Origin of the sequence: Herpetosiphon sp., assembly GCF_003512625.1 — a bacterium.
GTDB classification, from domain to species: Bacteria; Chloroflexota; Chloroflexia; order Chloroflexales; family Herpetosiphonaceae; genus Herpetosiphon; species Herpetosiphon aurantiacus.
In genome coordinates, this window is sequence record NZ_DOPT01000024.1 from 52,414 (window position 1) to 76,926 (window position 24,513).

Annotated in this window: 13 protein-coding genes and 1 pseudogene; 13 read left to right on the forward strand and 1 reads right to left on the reverse strand. The window is 51.6% G+C overall.

What is annotated here, in order from left to right:
- Positions 1 to 156 precede the first annotated feature (156 nt).
- The 5 genes and pseudogenes from DEF47_RS05825 to DEF47_RS25150 all read left to right on the forward strand — a co-directional run.
- Complete coding sequence (locus tag DEF47_RS05825; RefSeq protein ID WP_012190652.1) at positions 157 to 1,137, forward strand: ABC transporter ATP-binding protein; 981 nt, start codon at positions 157 to 159, stop codon at positions 1,135 to 1,137.
- On the forward strand, positions 1,134 to 3,416 hold the full coding sequence (locus DEF47_RS05830) for an ABC transporter permease subunit (protein WP_012190653.1): 2,283 nt from the start codon (positions 1,134 to 1,136) through the stop codon (positions 3,414 to 3,416). Before DEF47_RS05825 ends, DEF47_RS05830 begins: the two co-directional genes overlap by 4 nt.
- Before the next feature lie 70 nt (positions 3,417 to 3,486).
- On the forward strand, positions 3,487 to 5,568 hold the full coding sequence (locus DEF47_RS05835; RefSeq protein WP_012190654.1) for a CHAT domain-containing protein: 2,082 nt from the start codon (positions 3,487 to 3,489) through the stop codon (positions 5,566 to 5,568).
- A gap of 73 nt (positions 5,569 to 5,641) precedes the next feature.
- On the forward strand, positions 5,642 to 6,205 hold the full coding sequence (locus DEF47_RS05840) for a hypothetical protein (RefSeq protein WP_012190655.1): 564 nt from the start codon (positions 5,642 to 5,644) through the stop codon (positions 6,203 to 6,205).
- A 289-nt stretch (positions 6,206 to 6,494) separates the two neighbouring features.
- Positions 6,495 to 6,794: pseudogene (locus tag DEF47_RS25150) on the forward strand (YbaN family protein); the annotation flags it as partial.
- Between the two features lie 4 nt (positions 6,795 to 6,798).
- Here the strand turns inward: DEF47_RS25150 and DEF47_RS05845 are convergent.
- Positions 6,799 to 8,178 (reverse strand): replication-associated recombination protein A, encoded by a 1,380-nt coding sequence (locus DEF47_RS05845; RefSeq protein ID WP_012190656.1) that lies wholly within the window; start codon positions 8,176 to 8,178, stop codon positions 6,799 to 6,801.
- Positions 8,179 to 8,219: 41 nt separating this feature from the next.
- Here DEF47_RS05845 and DEF47_RS05850 point away from each other — a divergent pair, with 41 nt between their 5' ends.
- The 8 genes from DEF47_RS05850 to DEF47_RS05885 all read left to right on the forward strand — a co-directional run bounded on the left by DEF47_RS05850 (position 8,220) and on the right by DEF47_RS05885 (position 24,388).
- Positions 8,220 to 9,476, forward strand: a complete 1,257-nt coding sequence (locus DEF47_RS05850) for a PQQ-dependent sugar dehydrogenase (RefSeq protein ID WP_012190657.1) — start codon at positions 8,220 to 8,222, stop codon at positions 9,474 to 9,476.
- Positions 9,477 to 9,791: 315 nt separating this feature from the next.
- The gene (locus DEF47_RS05855) at positions 9,792 to 10,376 is read left to right on the forward strand and encodes a putative pterin-binding protein (protein ID WP_012190658.1); all 585 of its coding nucleotides are present in this window, start codon (positions 9,792 to 9,794) and stop codon (positions 10,374 to 10,376) included.
- Positions 10,376 to 11,515: an STAS domain-containing protein gene (locus DEF47_RS05860; protein ID WP_012190659.1), complete on the forward strand. Its 1,140-nt coding sequence runs from the start codon at positions 10,376 to 10,378 to the stop codon at positions 11,513 to 11,515. Before DEF47_RS05855 ends, DEF47_RS05860 begins: the two co-directional genes overlap by 1 nt.
- 449 nt (positions 11,516 to 11,964) lie before the next feature.
- A complete protein-coding gene (locus tag DEF47_RS05865; protein ID WP_012190660.1) occupies positions 11,965 to 12,606 on the forward strand; it encodes a cysteine hydrolase family protein in 642 nt (213 codons plus the stop codon).
- A gap of 2 nt (positions 12,607 to 12,608) precedes the next feature.
- On the forward strand, positions 12,609 to 15,497 hold the full coding sequence (locus DEF47_RS05870) for an FAD-binding and (Fe-S)-binding domain-containing protein (RefSeq protein ID WP_012190661.1): 2,889 nt from the start codon (positions 12,609 to 12,611) through the stop codon (positions 15,495 to 15,497).
- Between the two features lie 244 nt (positions 15,498 to 15,741).
- Complete coding sequence (locus DEF47_RS05875) at positions 15,742 to 17,631, forward strand: non-ribosomal peptide synthetase (RefSeq protein ID WP_012190662.1); 1,890 nt, start codon at positions 15,742 to 15,744, stop codon at positions 17,629 to 17,631.
- The gene (locus DEF47_RS05880) at positions 17,628 to 18,941 is read left to right on the forward strand and encodes a glycosyltransferase family 4 protein (RefSeq protein ID WP_012190663.1); all 1,314 of its coding nucleotides are present in this window, start codon (positions 17,628 to 17,630) and stop codon (positions 18,939 to 18,941) included. Before DEF47_RS05875 ends, DEF47_RS05880 begins: the two co-directional genes overlap by 4 nt.
- Positions 18,938 to 24,388 (forward strand): non-ribosomal peptide synthetase/MFS transporter, encoded by a 5,451-nt coding sequence (locus DEF47_RS05885; RefSeq protein ID WP_012190664.1) that lies wholly within the window; start codon positions 18,938 to 18,940, stop codon positions 24,386 to 24,388. The genes DEF47_RS05880 and DEF47_RS05885 overlap by 4 nt, the downstream gene beginning before the upstream one ends.
- Positions 24,389 to 24,513 lie beyond the last annotated feature (125 nt).

Genomic DNA, 24,513 nt, shown 5'->3' on the forward strand with positions numbered 1-24,513 from the left:
GGCGATCCTCGTTGCAGTTGCATCATTCATGGCCCAATTGAAAGCAGCACTAGCAGCACAATTGGACTATTGAGCCCTTGACAAGGAGGCGTTTTTGCGGTCTGGTATTGATACGCCCTTTTTGATGATGGTGGCGGTTTGGATAGGAGTTCTGCAATGATCATTGCTGAAGAGTTACGTAAACAATTTGGAGATTTTCACGCTGTAAAGGGCGTATCGCTTGAAGTAAAGCCGGGCGAAGTCTTGGCGTTGCTTGGCCCGAATGGCGCAGGCAAAACTACCAGCATCCGGATGTTGGCAGCAATTCTCAAACCGACCAGCGGGCGGGCAGTTGTTGGCGGCTTTAATGTAGAAACCCATGCCCGCGAAGTGCGCCATGCTGTCGGCTTGCTCACCGAATTTCCAGGCCTCTACCATCGCATGAAATCGCTTGATTATTTATTATTTTTTGGGCGTTTGCAAGGCATGAATGATCGTGATTGTGGTAATCGGGCAGTGCAACTCCTCCAACAATTTGGCCTCTGGGAAGCCCGCGAAAAACGCATCGACGGCTATTCCAAAGGCATGAAACAAAAACTAGCCTTGATTCGGGCAATGATCCACGATCCCAATATTTTGTATCTCGATGAGCCAACCACGGCCATGGACCCGCACTCGGCCCGCACGGTGCGCGATGCAATTGCAGGCCTGCGCTCAGCCCAGCGCTCGATCATTTTGTGTACCCATAATTTGAACGAAGCCGAGGAGCTGGCCGACCGCATTGCGGTTGTCCACGATGGTGGAATTGCTGTGCAGGGCACAATTGCTGAGCTAAGCCAACAATTGATGGGCGACCCAATTTGGGAGTTACGTCTAGCCCAACCACAACCAGAGCTAGCTCAACGCCTGGCCGATTTGCTAACCATTGAGGAAGTTGGTGATAGTTGGCTCCGTTATCGCACAACCGAGCCACAGACGCTTAATCCGGTGCTGATTCAACGAATAAGTGGTTGGGGCTGGCCATTGTTGGCAATCAACGAAGTGCAGCGCTCGTTAGAAGATGTCTATCTGACGATTGTTGGCCAAACTCACCGCGAACGGATGAGCAGCCCACTTGAGCAGCCCAATGCGGCGGCAGTTGCCGAGGTCGCCTTATGAGGAACCAAGCCTTAACCATTACACGCCGCGACTTACGCGATACGCTCAGCGATTGGCGCACATTGATTCCGTTATGCATTCTTTCGGTGTTGTTGCCGCTAATTCTGCGGGCGGGGGTAGCGCAAGCAGTGAGTTTTCTCGACGATGAATTTATCAACCGCAGTTTAGTGCCATTAGGTCTGTTGATTGCGGGATTCTTGCCAGCCTCACTCTCCTTGATTGGCCCCTTGGAATCGTTTGTCGGCGAACGTGAACGCTCAACCCTGGAATCGTTGTTGGCCATGCCAATGAGCGATCGTGGACTCTATCTAGCCAAGTTTTTGGCGGCACTATTGCCACCAATTGGCTCCTCGGCAGTGGCGATGCTGATGTATAGCCTAGCGATTGAGCTTGGGCGACCAGTACGCGTAGCCTTTGTGCAAAAGCTGCTCAGCGACTATTTAACCAGCGGCTGGATTATTGGCATCACATGTATTTTGTTGATTAAAGTTTTTACCATGGTTGCGGCAGCTGTCTATGTTTCGTCACATACTACCAGCATTCGGGCAGCCAACTTATTAGCCAGTTTCATCCTAATTCCAATGGCAATTTTGGTCCAGATCGAAGCACTGATCATCATCAACGGCATGTTTTTGCCAATTGTGTTGATTAATGGTTTGTTGCTCGTGGTTGGTCTGACCATGGTTGGTTGGGGCATGTATAGCTTTAATCGCGAAGAATTGCTCTCACGTGAGCATGAAAGCATCAGCAAACGAGCCTCAACCCAACGCCTGAGCCAATCGACCCGCACCTATGGCCCTGTGATGACCATTGTACAGCGCGAGGCTGTTGACACGCTCAGCGACTGGCGAATTTTGGTGCCAATTGGCCTCTTGACCTTTTTAGTGCCAATTGGCGCTTTGTTTGGGGTCATTTATGCTTTTGCTAATGTCGATGACCCGACTGGGGTGGTTAATCTATTGCCCTTTATCGTGTTGCTGGTGGGCTTCTTACCAGCCTCATTTTCGCTGATTGTGGCACTTGAAGTTTTTGTTGGTGAGCGCGAACGTGGGTCGCTGGAGTCATTATTCTCAATGCCGATCAGCGATGGTCAGTTGTATCGAGGAAAGTTATTGGCGGCGATCGTGCCACCAATTGGCGCAAGCTTGGTTGGCATGCTGTTGTTTGGGGTTGGACTGAGCGTCTTTGCCCCAACTGCCTTGCTGGGACGGATCAACTTAAGCATTTTTAGCCAAATGGTCTTGCTGAGTATTGCCCAAGCCTTGACGATGGTTTCAGCAGCGGTGGTGATTTCGTCGCATACCAACACCGTGCGCTTAGCCAATTTATTGGCAAGCTTTATTTTGATCCCAGTGGCGATTATGGTACAGCTTGAAGCGGTGCTGATTATCGGCGAACGCTTCGACGTGCTGAATGCGATAATGGCAGTAATGTTAATTTTGACAATCGTCTTGACGCGTACCGGCATTGGTAGCTTTAAGCGTGAATCAATTCTATCGCGTGAGCATTTAGCCCTCAATTTTAGTCAAATCAATCGAGCCTTCAAAGCCTTTTTCAGCGAAATTCGCCCAGCAGGCAGCAACCCCGATAGCCATCTCGGCTTATTCAATGTTGAAACTACTAATGGCCCACAACGCAATCTAGGACTGTGGCTCAAACGCTTCTATCGCCAAGAATTAGCTGTCGTTTGGCGCGAGACCCGACTAGCGCTGGTTGTGGTGCTCCTCTTTTGTGGCGCAGCAATCCTTTTTGGTAGCCAATTTAATCCAGTCAGTAGCCGCGAACAATCATTGGCCAATGTTATGACGCGCTTAGACGTAGGTCAGGGCACACTCTGGGAGCCGCCATTAAGCTTTATTGTCATTAGCAATAGCTTTGCAATCTTTTTTGCTGGGCTATTTTCAAGCATCACTTTAGGCTTTTTTGGCTTGATTCTGCCAGCCATTAACCTAATGGGATTGAGTTTTCGAACCAGTAGTTTAGCCGCAAGCGGCGGCCTAGCAACTGCTCTCAATTATCTAGTGGGCTATGAATTGCCGCATGGGTTATTGGAAATTCCGCTAAGTATATTTGCGGCAGCCTTGGCATTACGTATGGGTGCGGCTTTGGCGTTTGTGCCACCAACCTATAGCGCTGGGCGGCATTTGCTCTGGGCTTGGGCCATGTATCTCAAAGTATTTTGCTTGCTAATTGTGCCTGGACTCGTGCTGGCGGGCTTGATTGAAGTGTTGGTAACCCCAGCTGTGCATCAGATGGTCTATGGGTTTCTGTGGATTTAGCCTGTTGACAAGCCATGAAGCTGCTACGTACAATGGAGCCATCACTTGGTACTGCTAGGAGGGTACTTCGATGGTGGCTCCTTCTGCGCTTGCGTTAATTTTACCGGCGGGTATGCCATTGGCAACCGCGTTAATGATCGTCAATCAACGCCAAATCGATTGGGTGGTGATCACGCCTACGCCCAACCCCAAAGAGGGCGATGCAGCGACGCTGATTGCTGTAGCTGAGCTGAAACAAAGCAATGTTTCGGTCGTTGGGGCATTGGCTGGCCTAACCGTTACGATCACACGAATCTTTCCGGATCGCACGGTGCATTGGCAAAGCGAAGCGATCACAACCAAACAAAATGATGATCGGCGTGGCGATAACGAAGGCATTGAGCCAGAGCCAACTACGCCACGGGTGGTTAATGCAGCGCTGTATTATGCCGATGATCCCCCCGACCTTGTGCCACCAACCACAACCTTGGCAGTAGCAAGCCGTTACCATTTGCGGATTAATATCGGTGAACGGCGGAGCGATTCGCGCTTAACTGATGCCCAAGCCTTGCCAACCCCCGAAATAAGCGAAGATTTACCCTTATTTATCAGCGTTTCAAGTCGTGGCGAATATATGGTGTTTGATGCGCCGATGCAGCGCCTGAGTTTGCCGCCTGTTGGCGATAGTGCCAGCTTGCAATTTAGCCTAACTGCCAAACAGGCAATTGATGATATTCCAATTTGGATCAATGTTTATTACAACTGGACCTTGCTGCAAACGCTTGAATTGCATTTCAAAATTACGCCCGTCGAAGGCGATTTGGCTGCGCCCTTGTTAGCGCGGGTCAGCTATTCGCGCACCGCTGGCTTTGCTGATTTAGTGGCAATTCGCCCCAAAAAAATTACTTGTAAATTAACTGGCGATGGCGAATTTTATCGTATGAGCGTGGCGTGGCCCGATGAAGGTACGAGCACCCGTCGCGAACAACGTGGCTTGAATTTGGTGCTGCCAATCAATGCCGCCAGCTTGAGCAACGAAATTGTCCAAGCGCGAAACACGCTCTACGATATTACCTGGCAACCATCGTATCGCCAAGGCAGCCGTGGCAAGTTGGCCGAGCGCCGCGAAAGTTTGTATCAACTAGCGGTTGTGGGTAATCGCTTGTATGCTGCTTTGTTTGCGCCCAGTGGAGCCAGCGCCGAGCAAGCTGAATCGTTGGCGGCACTGCGAACATGGCTTGAAACAATTAGCGCCGATCAGACCTTGCCAGCCTTGCAAATTATCCACGAAGGCATGCCCAGCGGTGTGCCATGGGGCTTGCTTTACCCTGAGCCAGTCAACGATCCCAACAACGTTGATCTGAACAAATTCTGGGGTTGTCGTTATCGTTTGGAAATTATGACCCCGCAACTGGCCCAAAATGCGCAGCAAGCGCCAACTGCCCAAGCCCAATTGCAGATTAGCGGCGGAACCTACAACTTCCGCGTGCCAATCGCCGATACAGTCGTTGATGTGACTCAACAACATCGTGAAGCGCTGCAAACGTGGAGCACAACCCGGGGCAATGTGGCGCTCGATTTACGCGAATCAGGCGATAAAAATAGCCTTGGCGGCTTATTCGGTAAAAGCGATATTGTCTATATGTATTGCCATGGCCACACCGCCAAAACTCCCGACGATACCTCAGATTGGCTAGCCAAGTTTCGTGATCAAATGGCGCGTTTGGATGATAACGTGCGCAGCAACTATAGCGATTTGCTCAGTTTGAGCCAGAAAGAATATCAACCAAGCGACCCAAATATTAGCGATAGCTGGCTGAAATGGAATCAAAGCCTGTTGCCGTTGCGCTTGCTGAGCCAGTGGGGATTAAAACTCGAACGCAAACCGTTGGTCATTTTGAATATGTGTGAATCGGCCCAAGTGCTGCCAACCTTGAGTAGCGGCTTTATTCCATTTTTCAGCCAATTGGGGGCGCGAGGCATTTTAGGCACCGAATGCCCAATGCTCGCACCATTTGCCGCCGCCTTTGGCCAAAAACTGATCGAACGCTTGGGACAGGGCGAGGCGATTGGCGATATTTTGCCAGCGCTACGCCGCCATTTTATCGAAGAAGAGCGCAATCCCTTGGGCTTGGCCTACACTTACTATGGCGATGCCGATGCCCATGTTTAGGAGTGTGACGTTGGGGCTGTGCGATAACCTTTATCAGCAGCCAAGCATCATTGAGTTATTTTAAGGAGTTGCTGTGAGCGATTCAACCAATCAACAAGCCGTGTTGGAAAGCCAAGTTCGGTCTTTGGTGGAGCTTTCGGAAGATGATTTGTTTCGCAAACTTGGGATTCAGGTCAAACAAGCTGAAGAAGCCGATGCTGCCGCGCTCGAAGTAGCCCAAGCTGAAGGCGCATTTGCCGAGCCAGTTGGGGTTGAAATGGGCTTGGGCGAAAATCTGCGGGCTTTTGGGGCACGCTGGTGGGCCGAAATCGAGCCAAAACTTTACAATTTGCTGTGTGCCAGCGAAAGCAAAGAGCGCAGCCAAATTTTGGCTCAATTGCCCGAATCGAAGGGCGGCACAGCAGCGGCAGTGGTTGGTGGCGATAGTGGTAATGCTGCGGCTGATAATATTGCCACAGCCCTAGCACCATTATTGATTGGCCTGTTGCCCTTCAATTTGCCAATTATTGCCTCAGTTGGCGCAACAATTGCCGCCAAAATGATTTTGAGTTCAGGCCTCAAAACGACCTGCGAAATGTGGCAAGAATCAATTGAGGCTCGTGAAGAAGCCAAGGCTAAAGAAAACCCCGCTGAATAATTGGTTCCCTCACCCCCTAGCCCCCTCTCCCGCCCCGCAGGCGAGGGGCAACCACCAAACCAAACGCCCTTCTCCCACCGCAGTGGGAGAGGGGTTGGGGGTGAGGGATCTTAAAATCTACAAGAGGGTGAGGGCATCGCCATAAGCATTTAGCGCAGCAGAACATTGACCTGCTGCGCTTTTTTGTGACATTCGTAATGATGTTTGAGCAAATTAGCCAACAAAAGTTACGGAAACTGCTCCCAAGCAGCGCTATAATAGCAGTAGTATAGATTGAAGGATTCATGGTATGACATCAATTCGCAAACTGCTTTGGATTAGTCTTGGGACTATTTTTCTAATATTAGGTGTAATTGGCATTTTCGTGCCGTTAATTCCCACCACTGGGCCGTTGTTGGCCTCGGCGGCCTGCTATATGCGTGGTTCGCAACGCTGGTACAACTGGCTGATCAACAATCGCTATTTGGGCAGCTATATTCGCAATTTTCGCGATAAACGGGGCATGCCCTTGCGAGCTAAGGTGGTCACGTTGGTGGTTTTGTGGCCAACCTTAGCAATTTCAGCCTGGGCCAAACCAGTTTGGTGGCTGTGGCTCATCCTTTTGGCGGTGGGGATTGGGGTGTCGTGGCTGATGTGGAAGCTTCCGACGTTGCAGCTTGATCCTCAGGGTAACGCCATGCCAAGCGTTGCTGAACCCGCGCTTCATAGCCATGATCAGTCGGGTAGTAATAGCGATGCCCCGCTAAATTCGGCGGTAGATGCTCCTGTTCAACCTGGGCATCTTTGAAATCGTGGGCATATTGGTAGCCCGATCCATAGCCTAAACCCTTCATCAAGCCAGTGACCGCGTTGCGTAGATGCAGCGGCACTGGTTCGTTGCGGGTAGCCTCAACATCGTGCAAGACTGCGCCATACGCCCGATAGACCGCATTGCTCTTTGGTGCTTGGGCCAGATAAACGACGGCTTGCGCCAAGGCCAATGCCCCTTCACCAGCACCCATAAAATGCACAGCTTGCTGGGCTGCCACACAAATTCCCAAAGCCAGTGGGTCGGCTAAGCCAATATCTTCGACTGCCATACGAATCACGCGGCGGGCCACATACAGCGGGTCTTCGCCGCCCTCAAGCATACGAGCCAGCCAATATAAGCCGCCATCGGGGTCGCTATCACGGACTGATTTATGCAAGGCTGAAATTGCGTCGTAATGCAATTCGCCAGTTTTGTCGTAGGCCACGTTGCGGCGTTGGTAGGCCTCAACAATCGCCTCAAGATCGATCAGGCGTTGGCCGTTTGGCTCAGGAACTTGGGTTAATGCGGCGGCTTCGAGCGCAGTCAAGGCGGCGCGGGCATCACCACTTGCCAGATGAATCAACATATCGCGGGCTTCGGGGCTAAGTTGCACCTGCTGTTTGCCCAAACCGCGTTCGTTGTCGTTTAATGCGCGTTCGATGATCTTATCGATTGCGGCATCTTCCAAGGCTTCGAGCACAATCACCCGACAGCGTGAAAGTAAGGCGCGATTAATTTCAAACGATGGATTTTCAGTGGTTGCACCAATCAAGGTGACCGTGCCATCCTCAACCGCTGGCAGTACGGCATCCTGTTGCGCTTTGTTCCAACGATGAATTTCATCGATAAACAATACTGTGCGTTTGCCATACATTCCACGGCGCTCGTTCGCCTCTTTAACGACTTTGCGTAATTCGGCTACGCCAGCGCTGACCGCCGATAGTGGCTCGAAATGTGCCGAAGAAGCTCCAGCGATAATTCGCGCGAGGGTGGTTTTGCCAGTGCCAGGTGGCCCCCATAAAATCAACGAAATCAATTGATCGCGCTCGATCAGGCGACGCAGCAAACGCCCTTCGCCCACAATTTTGGTTTGGCCCTCGTACTCGGCGAGAGTTCGCGGGCGCATACGAGCCGCCAAGGGGGCATCATTGCTTTGGCTAGCTTGATAGCTAAATAAATCCATGAGTTGTGATACCTTTCTTATGATGATGTTTAGGAGGTACCATGCGCAAAGCTCTGCTTTTGATCAGTTTGCTTGGTTTGTTGGCCGCTTGTGGCGAGCAACAAGTCGATGCGCCGATTGCACCAACCACCGTGCCGCTCAACCAAGCCGCTGGCAGTTCCACCACACCTGTTGCCACCGCAACAACTAGTATTGTACCAAGCCCTGAGCCAACAACAAGTGCAGGCAAGCCAGCACGCAACGCGCCAACCGCCGTAGTCGAGCCAACCGATGCGGTTACTTTGCCCGATGGCTTTGGCATTAGTGTGTTTCAAAGTAAGCTGGCTGGCCCGCGCATGTTGGCGATTGGCCCTGATGGCGCGATTTATACCGCTGAGCGTGGGGAGGATCGGATTGTCCGCTTGCCTGATCGCAACGCCGATGGTTTGGCTGATGGCGTTGAGGTGATTGCTGATGGCTTCGATTCACCCTCAAGCATGATTTTCGACCAAGCTGGAAATTTATATGTCGCCGAAACCACCAAAGTGATCAAATTAACCCAGCCTGATGCTGAAGGCAAATATACTCAACGCCAAACGATCATCGATGGCTTGCCTGCTGGCGGCCATAGCACCCGCACCTTGCTATTCAGCCCTGATGAAAGCAAATTGTATGTGGCGGTTGGTTCATCGTGCAATGTTTGCAACGAAGAAGATGAGCGACGGGCAACCGTGATGGAATATGATCCCGATGGCAGCAATGGCCGAATTTATGCCAAGGGCTTACGCAACGCGGTGGGCATTACTTGGCGGCCTGGCACGAATGAATTGTGGGCTACCAACAATGGTCGCGACATGTTGGGCGACGACCAACCACCAGAAACTGTCAACGTGGCAACCAGCGCTGGCCTGGATTTTGGCTGGCCTCGCTGTCACTCAGGGCGGATTGCCGACCCTGAATTTGGCAAAGATGCCAATGCCTGCCAAGGTGTTACGCCGCCTGCGGTCGAGATGCAAGCCCACAGCGCTCCGCTCGGTTTGGCATTTGGCAACGGCAGCAACTTCCCCGAACCCTATCAAAGCGGCTTGTTTGTGGCTTTCCACGGCTCATGGAATCGCTCAAGCCCAACGGGTTATAAAGTGGTGTTTATTCCCGTAACTGATGGCAAAGCTGGCAATGCCCAAGATTTTGCCACTGGCTGGCTGACCGATGCTGGAGCGGTTTGGGGCCGACCAGTTGATGTAATTGTGGGCCGTGACGGTAGTTTATATATTTCCGATGACGCTGGCGGCGCGATTTACCGCGTCTTTGCCAAATAACCAAGTTCAGGTTTGCTTACCAAGGGTTGTTGCATAACAACCCTTTTTTAGTTAAATCGGCGCTAAACTAAGCCCAAGCCAGCGTTTGGCGTAATTGTTGTTTAAGTGTAAAACGTTATTGGCTTGCAGCATCCCCTATTTGGTGGATGAATTTGGTTCAACTATTCCCAATAATGGGGGATGACGGCTAAATTAAGACACGACCTTGGGCAAATTGCACAAATTACTATCTTGGCGTAGCATAGGTATAAGCTATATTGCGCTTAACATTACTTTACACTTTGTTGTCTGCCGTTGGTTTGAGGAGGCTGCCGCATGGGCCGCTCGTTGCACACTGGGTTTCGGTTATTGATGGTTACTATGGTTGTTTTGGGGAGTTTGGTTGCTTGTGGCGAAACCACCATCGATCCGGCGAGCACCTACAAAGTTATTACTCCAGCCTCGATCAAAGCTGGTGAGGCGATTCCAGCCCCTAATTCAGAGGTTATTTTGAGCCTCAGCGGCCTAATTGGCCAGACCAACAATGCCCAACAACTCGATTTTAGTATGGAAACGCTTGAGCAATTGGACGTGGTTGAATATACCCTCGAAGATCCCTTTTTGGGTCGCACCGTCACCTACCAAGGGGTTTTGATCAGCAGTATCTTTGAGGCGGCTAAGGTTACTGAGGGAGCCAAAACGGTCAAAGCTGTAGCGCTGAATGATTATAGCGTTGATATTCCAATCGATGAATTACGCACAATGCCTGTCATCTTGGCGACTCGGATTGATGGTGAGCGCATGGCCGTCGCCGATAAAGGCCCGTTGGAAATTGTTTTTCCATACCACGCCTACAAGCTTGAGCATGAAAAATATGTTGGTATGTGGATCTGGCAGTTGCGGAGTATGGAGATTAAATAATGCAACCTCGCCGCTGGATTCATCGATTGGTACTGGCAGGCACAAGCTTGATCTTTTTGGTCTTGCTTGTGCTGTTGGGCTTTAATTTACAAACTTTAGGCATGGCAACGCGCTTTTTTACCCTTGATGGCGGTATTTGGAACCCAACTCAGCTTGAGCGCGAAATTCTACGCTTGCGGGTAATTGCCAACGAAATTAGTATGGGCACGCCCAATTTAGGCAACGAGTTTGTGTTGCGACGTAATTTAGTTGGCAGCCGAATTAATGTACTGAGTGATTTTTATCGGGTTGAGCATGAAGATCAGCGCAGCATGCTCGAACGCAGCTCATTTGAGGTGATTAAGCGTGAATTTTTTACGCTGGAAAATCAAACTCGCTTCAATATCTCAGATCATTCGGTACAAGCATTAATTCCTGTTTTAGTAAACATGGAATCCAATGCTCGCGTAATGGTCAATGAGCGCCGCCAAATTGTTGATCGAGCCTCGCAGTTTCAACGCCAATCGCTTGAACGCTTGCGAGTTACGCTCTTATTTATGCTTGGTGGCATTTTAATTCAAGTACCGATTTTCTTTTTGTTGACGCGCCGCCGCTTTGATACGACCTTGCAAAAAGCCTATAGCACTTTGCAAGAGCGTTCAACCGCGCTTGAGCAATCGCAACGCGAATTAGCAAGCTCACATACCCATGCCCAACAACAAAACGAGGCCTTGCAAAAAACCTTGGCCGATTTAGAGCACAGTATGGCTGAACGCAGCGCATTGCAAACCACCGTGCAGCAGATGCAGTTTCCGATTATTCCATTGCGCAATCGCATGGCAATTATGCCCGTAATTGGCAATTTGTCAGCTGAACGGATCAAAATTGCTACCGATTCGGCTGGACATTATGTTGAAGCCAAACGGATCAAAATCTTGCTGTTTGATATAACTGGGGTTTCGGCGATTGATCAAGCGGCGGCGGCTAGTATGCAGCAATTATTGCAAATGTTGCGTTTGCTCGGCTGTGAGCCAGTTTTGGTTGGGGTAACGCCCGCTGTAGCCGAAGAATTGGTGCACACTGGCTTGATTCAGCAAAACTTACAAACCTACGCTAATTTGCAACAGGCAATTGAGGTTACCGCCAAAACAATTGAGTAGATGCCAGTTCGGTTGTTGATCCACGAAGGACACGAAGAGCACGAAGGATACAGCAGGCGATGGGCTTTTGGCTAGCGACAATCATGGGAATACCTAAACGTGTTCCGATAGCCCATAGCTGGAATGGTTCATTCGGTTGGCAACCATGCCATGCCCTCACCCTCAGCCCCTCTCCCACGGCGGCGGGCGAGGGGAGCACTCCTGGGGCGGTTCACCTCGCCTTGCGGGCGGTTGTTAATGCGATAAACCATTACAGATAGCCGATAGCCATACTTTTCTCTGCGCTGCTGCGTTAAACGAGTAATCTATCTTCTGCCTTTTGACTTCTGCCTTTTGATTTTCTTGCTCTTGATCTTCAATTAGTTCTTTGTGATAATGGGCTTGGGCAATGTAGCTCACATCGATGCCGCCCGATCAGCGTTCTCCATTTCAGCCACAAGGGAGATAGTATGCAGATCGATCCATCCACAACCGCACTGGTCTTGATTGAATTTCAAAACGATTTCACCTCGGAAGGCGGGGCGCTCCACGGTGCTGTTGCCGAAAGTATGCAAGCTACCAATATGCTGGCCAACGCGATCGAAACGGTCAAACAAGCGCGTGAAGCAGGCGTGACGATCATTCATGCGCCAATTTCATTTGCCGAAGGCTACCGCGAAATTACCAGCCATCCCTATGGCATTCTCAAGGGCGTGGTCGATAACAATGCCTTTCGCAAGGGCACATGGGGCGCAGAATTGGTCGATGTGCTGACCCCAGAAAGCAGCGATATTGTGATCGAGGGCAAGCGTGGCCTCGATACCTTCGCCAGCACCAACCTCGATTTTATTTTGCGCAGCCGTGGCTTGACCAACTTGGTTTTGGCGGGCTTTTTGACCAACTGCTGCGTCGAATCGACCATGCGCTCAGGCTATGAACGTGGCTACAATGTCATCACTTTGACCGATTGCGTGGCCGCCACCAGCGCCGAAGAGCAACAAGGCGCAATCAGCAAAGATTATCCAATGTTCTCGCATCCCATGGATCATCAGCAATTCCTCGAAATTTTGAGCGGACGCAGTGCCATGGTTAATGCTAGTCGCGGCTACTAACGATGAATCACGCAGCAGAACTTCAGGCTGAGGTTTTGGCTGCACTTCAGCGGTCGGTTCGTGGCAAGGTTCACGCCGACCGCTTGACATGTGCGCTGTATAGCACCGATGCCTCTTCCTACGCCGTCATGCCCAAAGCGGTGGTTATTCCGCACGATCGCGCCGATTTGCAGGCAATCGTCGAAATTGCTCAACGCTACCATGTGCCAATTGTGCCGCGTGGCGGTGGCACAAGCCTCTCGGGCCAAGCGATTGGCGCGGGCATTATCGTCGATCTTTCGCATTCATTCGGCCAAATTGGCAAATTCGATCCAAGTAGCCGCCAGATTTGGGTTGAAGCTGGCTGCACGCTTGATCGCTTGAATAATTTCCTCAAACCACATGGCCTAATGTTTGGCCCCGACCCTTCGTCGAGTGCTTCGGCCACGATCGGCGGCATGCTCGGCAATAATTCAACTGGCTCGCATTCAATTGTCTATGGCATGACTGTTGATCATACCCTCGCCATGGAAACGATTTTAGATGATAGCTCGCTGGCGATTTGGTCAACCCAAGCAGCCAATAATCCGCGTCAGCAACAGATTCAAGCTCAACTTGGCCAAATTGTTGAGCGTTATGCTCCCAACATTGAGCGCGATTATCCACAAGTTTGGCGCAATGTGGCAGGCTACAATCTCCAACGCCTGCTGCAACGCCAGCAACAGCAACAACCATTTAGCGCTGTGCCAATTTTGGTTGGTAGCGAGGGCACGCTCGGCTTGACGGTTGCCGCCCAACTCAGCTTGGTACCACGGCCAAAGGTCACACGGTTGGCACTCTGGCATTTTGATGATCTTCAGCGAGCCTTGGCTTTAGTACCCGAAATTCTGCGCTTTCAGCCAAGCGCTGTCGAATTATTTGATCGCTATTTTATTAATTTGACTCGCCAAAACCCTGAGTATGGTTCGCGCCTGAGTTTTGTGGTGGGCGAGCCACGGGTGGTCTTAATTGTTGAATGGGCGGGAACCGATTCCACTGAATTAGCTGCCAACGATGCGGCCTTAGAAGCTCATTTACGCGCGTTGGGCGAAACTGGCCTGATTGTGCGCGAAACAACACCCGCTGCCATTGCCAATGTTTGGGCGGTGCGCAAGGCTGGATTAGGCTTGTTGATGAGCCAGCGCGGCGATGCCAAACCCCTGGCTTTTGTTGATGACGCAACCGTGCCAGTCGAACGTTTGGCCGAATATGCCCGTGGCGTTGAAGCGATTTGCCGCGAAGCTGGCACTGAAGCCACGTTTTATGCTCATGCCTCGGTTGGCTGCTTACACATCAATCCATTAATTAATTTGAAAACTGAGCATGGTTTAGCCCAGATGGCTCAAATTTCGCAGGCCGTTGCTAGTTTAGCAATTAGCCTTGGCGGCACAACCACGGGCGAACATGGCGAGGGTTTGGCTCGATCTGCCTTCAATCAAAAATTGTATGGCACGGAACTGCATCAAGCTTTTGGCGAAATCAAGCAATTGTTCGACCCAAACCAAATCTTCAACCCAGGCAAGATTTTGACCGCACCCCAGCCGTGGCAACCTGAAATCCTGCGCATCAACCCCAGCTACCAAACGCCGCATGCGCCCAGCGTAACTTTTTTTGATTTTACGCCTGATGGCGGTTTTGCTGGCTTAGTCGAGATGTGCAACGGCCAAGGGGTTTGCCGCAAAGATGATGCAGGCGTAATGTGTCCATCGTATATGGCGACTCACGACGAGGCCAACTCGACTCGTGGCCGTGCCAATGCCCTACGTGCAGCCATGACTGGTCAGCTTGGAACGGCTGGATTGAGCAGCCCTGAATTGCACGAGGCCATGGATTTATGCCTTGAATGCAAGGCTTGTAAACGCGAATGCCCATCGATTGTTGATATGGCGCGGCTCAAATCGGAGTGGCTAGCGCACTATCAAGCAACTCATGGCGTGCCCTGGCGCAGCCGTTTGTTTGGCCAGATCGCTAAAATCAACCAACTCGGCATGTTGGTTCCACGCTTAAATAATTGGGTTTTGGCGCAACCAATCACCCGTTGGCTACTCGATCGCAGTTTGGGCATCGATCAACGACGGCAACTGCCAGCTTTGGCGCGTAGCTCATTTCGGACATGGTTTAAACGCCAAACCCAAAACCAAGCTGCGCCGCTTGGCCCATTGATTCTGTGGGATGATACCTTTACGCTCTACAACGAACCTCAGATCGGCCAAGCAGCGGTCAAAATGCTTAGCGCAGCAGGCTACAAGGTTTATTTAATCGAAGAACGGCATTGTTGTGGCAGGCCATTAATTTCTAAGGGAATGTTGGCCGAGGCTCGGGCAAATGCTGAGTATAATATCGCACTACTCGCGCCATTCGCTGAGTTGGGCGTGCCAATTATTGGGCTAGAACCAAGTTGTATTGCCAGCTTTCGCGATGAATACCCAGCGCTGGTGACGACCAAGGCTGCCAACATCGTGGCAGCACAAAGCTATTTCATTGAAGAATTTTTGGTTAAGCTGGCGGCTGAGGGCGTTACTTGGCATTGGAAAGAGCAGCTACCAGCCGATCAGGTTTTGGTGCATGGTCATTGCTATCAAAAAGCCTTGATCAGCACCAACCCTCTGTTGGCGATGTTGCGGCTCGTGCCAAACTTAGCAGTCCACGAAATTGAGAGCGGTTGTTGCGGAATGGCTGGCTCGTTTGGCTATGAACGTGAGCATTATGAAGTTTCAATGGCTTGTGGCGAGCAGCGCCTATTTCCAGCGATTCGCAGCAGCCACCAGCCAATTCTTGCAGCTGGCATGTCTTGTCGCCATCAAATTGAGGCTGGCACAGGCGTAATCGCCCAGCATCCGATTGTTTTTTTGGCCGATTGTTTAGCCGATTAAGCTACAAGCAAGCGTAGAATTTTCATAGTTGTTCAATTGTTTGTTCATCCAACAAATTGACAAAAGCCATGGCTTTGGCGTATAGTATGGACTTGAAGAGTCGTGTGTATTTGATGATTCCCCTAACCGATCACCATGCCCTGCCTACGGGGCTATTTGGCGGTTGCGCTGAGGCTATCGCTGCTCCATAGGCATCGCAACAATTCTAAAACTACAATCTAAAACGATGCGAAGGAGCCGTGTTATGTCAATAGCGACATTAGCGCCGATCACCGCCGACCGCACAGGCACAGTTTTTGTGCATGATGTTATCAGCACGCACGCCCAGCATTCGCCACAGGCTATTGCCATTGCTACCAGCACATTCAAGTTGAGTTACGCTGAATTCGAACAGCGCACCAATCAGCTTGCCCATTATTTACACCGCCAAGGAGTGCATCGTGGCCACACAGTTGGCGCGTGCTTTGAGCGCTCAGTCGAGGCAATGATCGCCGCCGTGGCGATTTGGAAGGCTGGCGCAGTCTACTTGCCGCTTGATCCAGGCTATCCCCAAGAACGGCTTAAATATATGTTGGGCAATAGTGGCGCGAGTTTGGTACTGGCAACCCAACTCACCGCCAGCCAGTTTCCTGAGCAACAATTGCATATTTTTGAGCAATTAGCCGCTGAGCTTGCACAGCAACCAAGCCATGCCCCTGAACATCAACTTACACCCGACGATCTGGCCTATATCATTTATACCTCTGGCTCAACTGGCAAGCCCAAAGGCGTGCTCGTGCCGCATCGCGGTTTGGCCAATTTGGCGGCTGCTCAAACCGAGCGCTTTGGCATCAACAGCCAATCACGAATTTTGCAGTTTGCCTCGCCAAGCTTCGATGCTTCGATTTCTGAGATGCTGACGGCTTTTTTTCAGGCTACAACTTTGTTTGTAGCCCCAACGAACGATCTTTTGCCCGGCCCAGACTTATTGACAACCCTGCGTGATCACCACATCACGGTTGCCACCCTGCCGCCTTCGGTGCTGGCGTTGCTCGATCCACGCGACTTGCCCAATTTACAAACCATCGTTTCGGCAGGCGAGGCTTGCACCGCTGAAATTGTGGCCCGTTGGGGGACAAACCGCCGTTTTATCAATGCCTATGGCCCGACCGAAGTCACCGTTTGCGCCACCATGAGCCAGTCTTTACGCTACGGTATGGCCGTCAGCATTGGCAACGCTATCAGCAATAGCCAAACCTATATCGTTGATGAGCACTTAAATTTGGTCGAAGGCGAGGCGGTTGGCGAATTATTGGTCAGCAGTGTTGGCTTAGCCCATGGCTACCTTGGCCTTGGCGATCAAACTGCCGAGCGCTTTTTGCCCAATCCATGGAGCGACCAAGCGGGCAGTCGGATGTATCGCACTGGCGATTTGGTGCGGCGCTTGAGCGATGGCAGCCTTGAGTTTCGCGGACGCATTGATCATCAAATTAAGCATCGCGGCTATCGCATCGATCCAGGCGAAATTGAAATGCTCTTGATGGAATATCCTAATGTGCGCCACGCCGTCGTCACGCTGCATCACGACCATAACCAGACCGAGCGGTTGGTCTCGTATTTGGTGTTACACGGCGAAGTTATGCCCTACTATCGCGATATTTACCGCTATTTGGAGAGCATGCTGCCCAAATATATGGTACCGCTCTCGTATACGGTCGTGAAAGAATTGCCACGCACGCCCAATGGCAAACTCGATTTAGCAGCCTTGCCTGAGCCAGATTTTGCCTTGCTGACCGTTAGTGAAAATTATGTTGCCCCACGCACACCGCTTGAACAGCAGATCGCCGCGATTTGGGAAAATATTTTGGATACTCCCAATATTGGTGTGCTTGATGATTTCTTTGATGCTGGCGGCCACTCGCTGTTAGCAACCCAAATTGTTTCAGCGATTCGCAGCACGTTTGCGGTGGAAATTCCACTTTCAGTCTTGCTTGGCGTTGAGCCAACCATCGCCGCCACGGCCCAATTGATCGAGCAATATCAAATTGCTAATGCCGATGATGCCGAACTCGCCGACCTGTTGAACGAACTTGATGGCCTCTCCGATGAAGAAATTCAAGCCTTGTTAGCTGATGAAGGAGCGCTCACCGCATGAACTTTTTGCTAATTCAGCCGCTTGATTATTTGTTCGTCTCTGGCGGGGCGCATAAAGCCAATCGTTTTTTGATGGAAGGCCTCGTCGAGCGCGGACACAAATGTATCGTGCTCTACCCGCTGGAAGAAAATCGCGAGAAAAACGGCAAAGAAAAGTTGCTCAAGCAACTGGAGCAACGCCAAATTCAGGTGGTCGATGCTAGCCATCCCGATCTGGTGCATTATCACATGAATGGGGTTGATGTTTATGCCTCAGGCGGCTCGCTGAGCTTCTTCACCAAACTCATTCATCGCATTACCAACGAATTTCACATCGATTGGACGATCGTCACCGAAGATCGCTCATTTTTATGGGTCGAGGTGGCACACGAAGCAAATCCAGGCCGCGCTATTTTTCTTTCGCATAGCCAAGCAACTCTGCCATTCGGCCCCGAATGCTTCGTTGACGACCCAACCAAAACCCGCACCTTGCAACAAATGGCCGATTTAATCTGTGTCAGCGAATACTTGCAACGCTACGCCAAAGAATGGGGCAATCTCGATTCGACTGTACTACGCTTCCCATCGTATGGCTCAGGCCCGTTCCCGTTCCTTGCCAACTTCGATCAAGGCGCGGTCACGATGATCAATCCGTCGATGCTCAAGGGTAGCCCGATTTTTATTGAATTAGCCCAGCGCATGCCCGAGGTGCAGTTTGCCGCCGTGCCCACGTGGTCAACCACCGGCAAAGATCGGGCAATTCTCGAAGCCTTGCCAAATGTGCAATTTATTCAGCCCTCGCCCGATATGAACGAGGTGCTCAAGCATGTCAAAGTGCTGTTGGTGCCATCGCTGTGGGGCGAATCGTTTGGTCAGGTGGTGGTTGATGCGATGCTGCGTGGCATCCCAGTGCTGGCGAGCGATGTTGGCGGCTTGCCCGAAGCCAAACTGGGTGTGGAATATCTGCTGCCAGTCACCCAAATTCGCGAATATAGCAGCATTTCAGCCAAAGTTTATACGGCAATTCCAGTTGTGCCGGCCCAAGATGTTACGCCTTGGGAAACCACCTTGCGCCGTTTGCTGAACGATCGTGAGCATTACAACGATTTGGCTCAACGTTCGCAAGCCGCCGCGCTGAATTTTATCAACAACATTGGCATCGAACATTTCGAACGCTATTTTCTCAACCTGCAACCACGCCAAACTAGCGTCGTGCCAAGCTTGACTCCCGACCCCAAAGTGCAACGAGCCGCTCAGTTGGCAGCCCTGCCCGCTGAACAACGAGCGCTCTTAGCTCAACGCTTGAAACAACGCCGAGGTGAGCAAGTATGACCGAAGTCGCACGCCAGCTTGAAGATCTTTCGCCCGAACGCCGCGCCTTGTTGGCCCAACGTCTGCGCCAACGCCAAGCCGCCAAGCCAGTGCCCAGCATTCCAGCGCTGGCTCGGATCGGCGAACATCCAGCCTTTGAACTTTCGTTTGCCCAACAACGGCTGTGGTTTTTAAGCCAGTGGCAACCAGAAAGCGCCGCCTATCACATTCCAGCCACATTTAGCATTGCTGGTGAAATTAATGTTTCTGTATTGCAAACTTGTCTTGATAAAATTATTCAGCGCCATGAAGTGCTGCGTAGCACGATCGAAGTGCTCAACGACCAGCCAATGCAGGTTATTCAGCCATTCCGCAGCCTTGATTTGGAGCTTGTTGATCTCCGTGGGCTGAGCAATGAGCAACAAGCCAGTCAACGCCAGCAGCAGATCGAACGCCACAGTCAGCAGCCGTTTGATCTCAGCAAAGATTTAATGCTACGCGGATTGTTGCTGCACACGGCTGCTGATCACGCTGAATTGGTATTGACGATTCACCATATTGCCTGCGATGGTTGGTCGATTGGGGTCTTGTTGCGTGAGCTAGGCCAACTTTACGAAGCTGGGCTACGCGGCGAGCAACTTGAGCTACCAGCGCTGCCAATTCAATATGCCGATTTTGCGGTTTGGCATAAACGTTATGTGCTTGAGCAAGTGTATCAGCAACATTTAAATTTTTGGCAAGAACAATTAAGCGGCACGCTACCCTTGCTCAATTTGCCAACCGACCATGCGCGACCAGCGGTCAAACGCGACCTTGGGGCAACCGTCGAATATCATCTACCTTGGAGTTTGGTCGAGGCGGTTGAGCGCTTGAGCCGCCAAGAGCGAGCCACGCCGTTTATGCTGTTTATGGCGGCTTTTCAGGTTTTGCTCTATCGCTATTCAGGCCAAAGCGATCTGATTATTGGTACGCCGATTGCCAATCGCACCCGCCGCGAAATCGAAAATCTGATTGGATTTTTCGTCAATACCTTGCCAATTCGGGTCAATTTGGCTGGCTCGCCTAGCTTTCGTAGCCTAATTGCCCAAGTGCGCCAAACCTCGTTGGCCGCTTTCGAGCATCAAGATATGCCGCTCGAACACTTGATTGATGTGCTCAAAGTCGAACGCAGTTTGAGCCATAACCCACTGTTTCAAGCCCTGTTTGTGCATCAAACCACCAGCATCCAAACTGTCGATTCAGGTGAATTTGGCTTGCAATTTGGCGGGGCAATTGAAACTGGCAGCGCTAAATTTGATATTAATCTGAATTTGGCCGCCAATCGTGCCACTTTTGAATACAATACCGATCTGTTTGAGCGCAGCACGATCGAACGCATGGCCAGCCATTTCCATAGCTTGTTGGAATATGCGGTGACCAATCCCGATGCCAGCATCGAGCATTTGCCTTTGCTGAGCAGCAGCGAACGCCAACAATTGCTGCAAACCTGGAACAGCACCAGCGCCAATTATCCTGCGGTTGATTCGATTGTGCGTTTGTTCGAAGCTCAAGCGGCGCGAGTCCCAGAGCGCACGGCCTTGCATTTTGAAGGCCAAACCCTGAGCTACGCCGAATTGAATCAACGCGCCAACCAACTAGCACATAGCTTGCGCCAACGCGGCATCGGCTGCGATATGCGAGTAGGCTTGTTTATCGATCGCTCGTTGGATTTATTGGTTGGCGCGTTGGGAATTCTCAAAGCGGGCGCGGCCTATGTGCCAATCGACCCAATTTACCCCCAAGATCGCATCAGCGCTATGCTCGAAGATGGTGCAGTGAGTTTGCTGCTTACCCACGCTGAGCTAGCCGCCGAATTGCCAAAACTTGATCTTGAGGTGCTGTGCCTCGACCAAGCATGGCCGACGATTGCCCAAGCGCCAACGCACAACTTGAATTTGGCGCTTGAGCCGCGCAGTTTGATGTATGTGCTGTTTACCTCTGGCTCGACTGGCCGCCCCAAAGGTGTGGCAATCGAACACCATAATTATGTCAACTATATTCAAGGCTTATTGCAACGAATTGAAGCCGAAGATGGCTGGAGCTATGCCTTGGTTTCGACCTTCGCGGCAGATCTTGGCACAACCAATGTGTATGGAGCCTTGTGCAGCGGCGGCGAATTACATATCGTGGCCTATGAACGCGCCACTGATCCCGAAGCGTTTGCAGCCTACTTTCGCCAGCATCGCATCGATGTGATGAAACTTGTACCCAGCCATTTCGAGGCCATGCGCGGCTTGAACAACTTGGCCGATGTCATTCCCAAGCAGCGCTTGATTTTGGCGGGCGAAGCCAGCCTTTGGGAGCAGCTTAGCGATATTCGCCAACTTCAGCCTAGCGTGCAACTGCAAAACCACTATGGACCAACCGAAACCACGGTTTCCATGCTGACCTATCCAATTCCCAGCCAACCACACTACCCCAGCAGCACCGTGCCACTTGGCAGGCCATTGGGCAATGTGCAAATTTATGTGCTCGATCGCCGAATGCAGCCAACGCCGCAAGGTGTACCAGGCGAACTCTACGTTGGCGGCGCTGGTGTGGGGCGTGGCTACATCGGGCGGCCCGATCTGACCGCCGAGCGTTTTGTGCCCAATCCATTTAGTACCGAAGCTGGAGCGCGGCTCTATCGCAGCGGCGATTTGGTGCGCTATCAGCCTGATGGCGCGATTGAATTTTTGGGTCGGATCGATCTACAAGTCAAAATTCGTGGCTATCGGGTTGAGTTAAGCGAGATCGAAACCGCGATTCAAGCTCAGGCACAGGTTGCCAATAGTGTAGTGATTTTGCGCGAAGACACGCCAGGTGATAAGCGCTTGGTCGCCTATATCGTGCCAGAAGCAGGCCAAAGCCTGAATATTGGCAGCATTCGCGAGGCCTTGCGCAATAGTTTGCCCGATTATATGGTGCCAACCGCCTTTGTTGAATTAGATGGATTGCCGTTGAACCCCAATGGCAAAATCGAACGCCGCGCCTTGCCCGCCCCCAGCAACGAGCGCAATCTCGATAGTTACGTTGCGCCACAAACCGCCACTGAACATGAATTGGCAGGAATTTGGGCCGAGGTTTTGGGGCTTGATCAGGTTGGCATCGACGATAATTTCTTCGATTTAGGCGGCGAATCATTTAAAGCGATTCGGGTGGTGCGCAAAATTGGCAGCCATATCAGCGTTATGACGCTGTTCAAATATCCGACAGTGCGTGAATTGGCCGCTCATCTCTCGGGTGCAAGCAGCGCTGAGAGCGGCGGCATGCTCTATGAATTGAGCAAAGCACAGGCTAAACAGCACACCACGATTGTGGCAATTCCCTATGGTGGCGGCAGCGCGATCACCTATCAACCATTGGCCCAAGCCATGCCCAAGGGCTATCGGTTATTGGCCGCCGAGCTACCTGGCCACGATTTCAGCCGCCCCGACGAGCCATTGCAAGCCTTAGAAGTCGTGGCGAGTCAGCTTGCCAGCGAAATTCAAACCAAAACCCAAGGGCCAATTGTGTTGTATGGCCATTGTGTGGGCAGCGCCATGACCGTGGAAATTGGCCGTTTGTTGGAGCAAGCAGGCCGCGACGTTCAGGGGATTGTGCTCGGTGGCAATTTTCCGGCGGCTCGCGTGCCAGGCCGCTTCTTTGAATGGCTCAACAAACTTATGCCCGCCGATCGTTGGATGTCGGATCGGACATATCGCGATTTTCTCCGCGCGTTGGGTGGCTTCACCGAAATTGTCGATCAAGCTGAACAAACCTTTGTGATGCGCAGTTTGCGCCATGATGCGCGTGAAGTTGAGCGCTATTTCACCCAAGCCTTTGCCCAAAAACAGTCGCAACAACTCAAAGCTCCAATCGCCTGTATCATCGGCGAGATGGATCGAGCGACCGAATATTACCAAGAGCGCTACCGCGAATGGGAATATTTCAGCAACAATGTGACGCTGCATGTAATTCCCCACGCTGGCCATTATTTTCTCAAACATCAGGCCAGCGAATTGGGCCAAATTATCGAGCAACAAACCGAGCAATGGCAACAACCACGGCCAATTCAGCCAACTGCCGCCAAATCAAAATCGCATAAAACCAGCATGCCCAGCCTACGAATTTTCTTTATGGTTGCGTTAGGCCAATTGGTTTCGATGCTTGGCTCAAGTTTATCAAGTTTCGCCTTGGGCATTTGGATCTATCAACGAACTGGCACGGTCAGCGATTTTGCCTTTACCGCGATTGCCTCGATGCTGCCAAGTTTGCTGGTTTCGCCATTGGCTGGAGCAATTGCCGACCGCTGGGATCGGCGCTGGATTATGATTATTGCTGATACAATTTCGGCGCTTTCGACAATTGTGATTGCAATGTTGCTGTGGGCCAATAAACTTGAGGTTTGGCATATTTACCTCACGGCGGCAATTAGCTCGATTGCCGGAACCTTCCAGCGCCCAGCGTATGCCGCAGCCATGACCCAGCTTGTGCCCAAACAATATCTGGGCCATGCCAACGGCGTGATTCAGCTTGGCTCGGCTACGGGCGGACTGATTGCACCGTTTATTGCTGGCGGCATGGTGGCCTTCTTTGGCTTGGGCGGGGTCTTTTTGCTCGACTTCATCTCGTTCAGCTTGGGAATTGGAGTATTGTTCTTGGTGCGCTTCCCCAACACGCTCTATCACAAGCGCGAGGAGCCATTGCTGCGCGAAATTGTGCGCGGCTGGGAATATATCATCAAGCGCCCAAGTTTGGTGGCGATGGTGCTGTTTTTCGCCTTGGGCAACATCTGGTTTGGCATCGCCAGTATCAGCATGAGTCCGTTGGTGCTTTCGTTTGGCGGGCCTGCCGAATTAGGCATTGTCAGCGCAGCTTGTGCTTTGGGCGGCTTCCTCGGCGGCTTATTTATGAGCTTATGGGGCGGTTTGCAGCGTCGTGCCGAAGGCATGGTTGGCTTCGTCATTCTCGAAGGCTTTTTCATTGCCTTGGCCGGGTTGCGGCCTTCGGTATGGTTGGTAGCCTTAGCGATGTTTGGAATGTGGTTTGCGATTTCGCTGGTCAACGCCCACTGGCAAGTGCTCATTCAAACCAAAGTTGGCCTGGAGCTACAAGGGCGGGTGCAAGCAACCAACCAAATGCTGGCCATGCTCAGCATCCCGCTGGGCTATTGGCTGGCTGGGCCATTGGCTGATAACTTGTTTGGCCCTTTGCTCGAACCAAACGGCGCACTCAGCAGCAGTTTGGGTTGGCTCTTCGGGGTCGGGCCTGATCGCGGGATTGGCCTGTTGATGGTGGTGGTTGGCTTAGGTGCAGCAATTTGGGCCTTGATTGGCTTCAACTATCGCCCCTTGCGCTACATGGAAGATGCCCTGCCCGATGCCATCCCTGATGCTGAAATCGCCAGCGACCGCGATACGATTCAAGCCCAAGCCGATGGTATAATCGCTGTGACAGCAAAAGGCTAAAATCAAAAGTCAGAAGGCAAAAATCAAAAAAGCTCAGTTATAACCGCGAAGAACGCGAAGTTGCGCTAAGAGATAAAAAATTAAACATTCTTCGTGCGCTTCGTGTCCTTCGTGGATCAAATGAT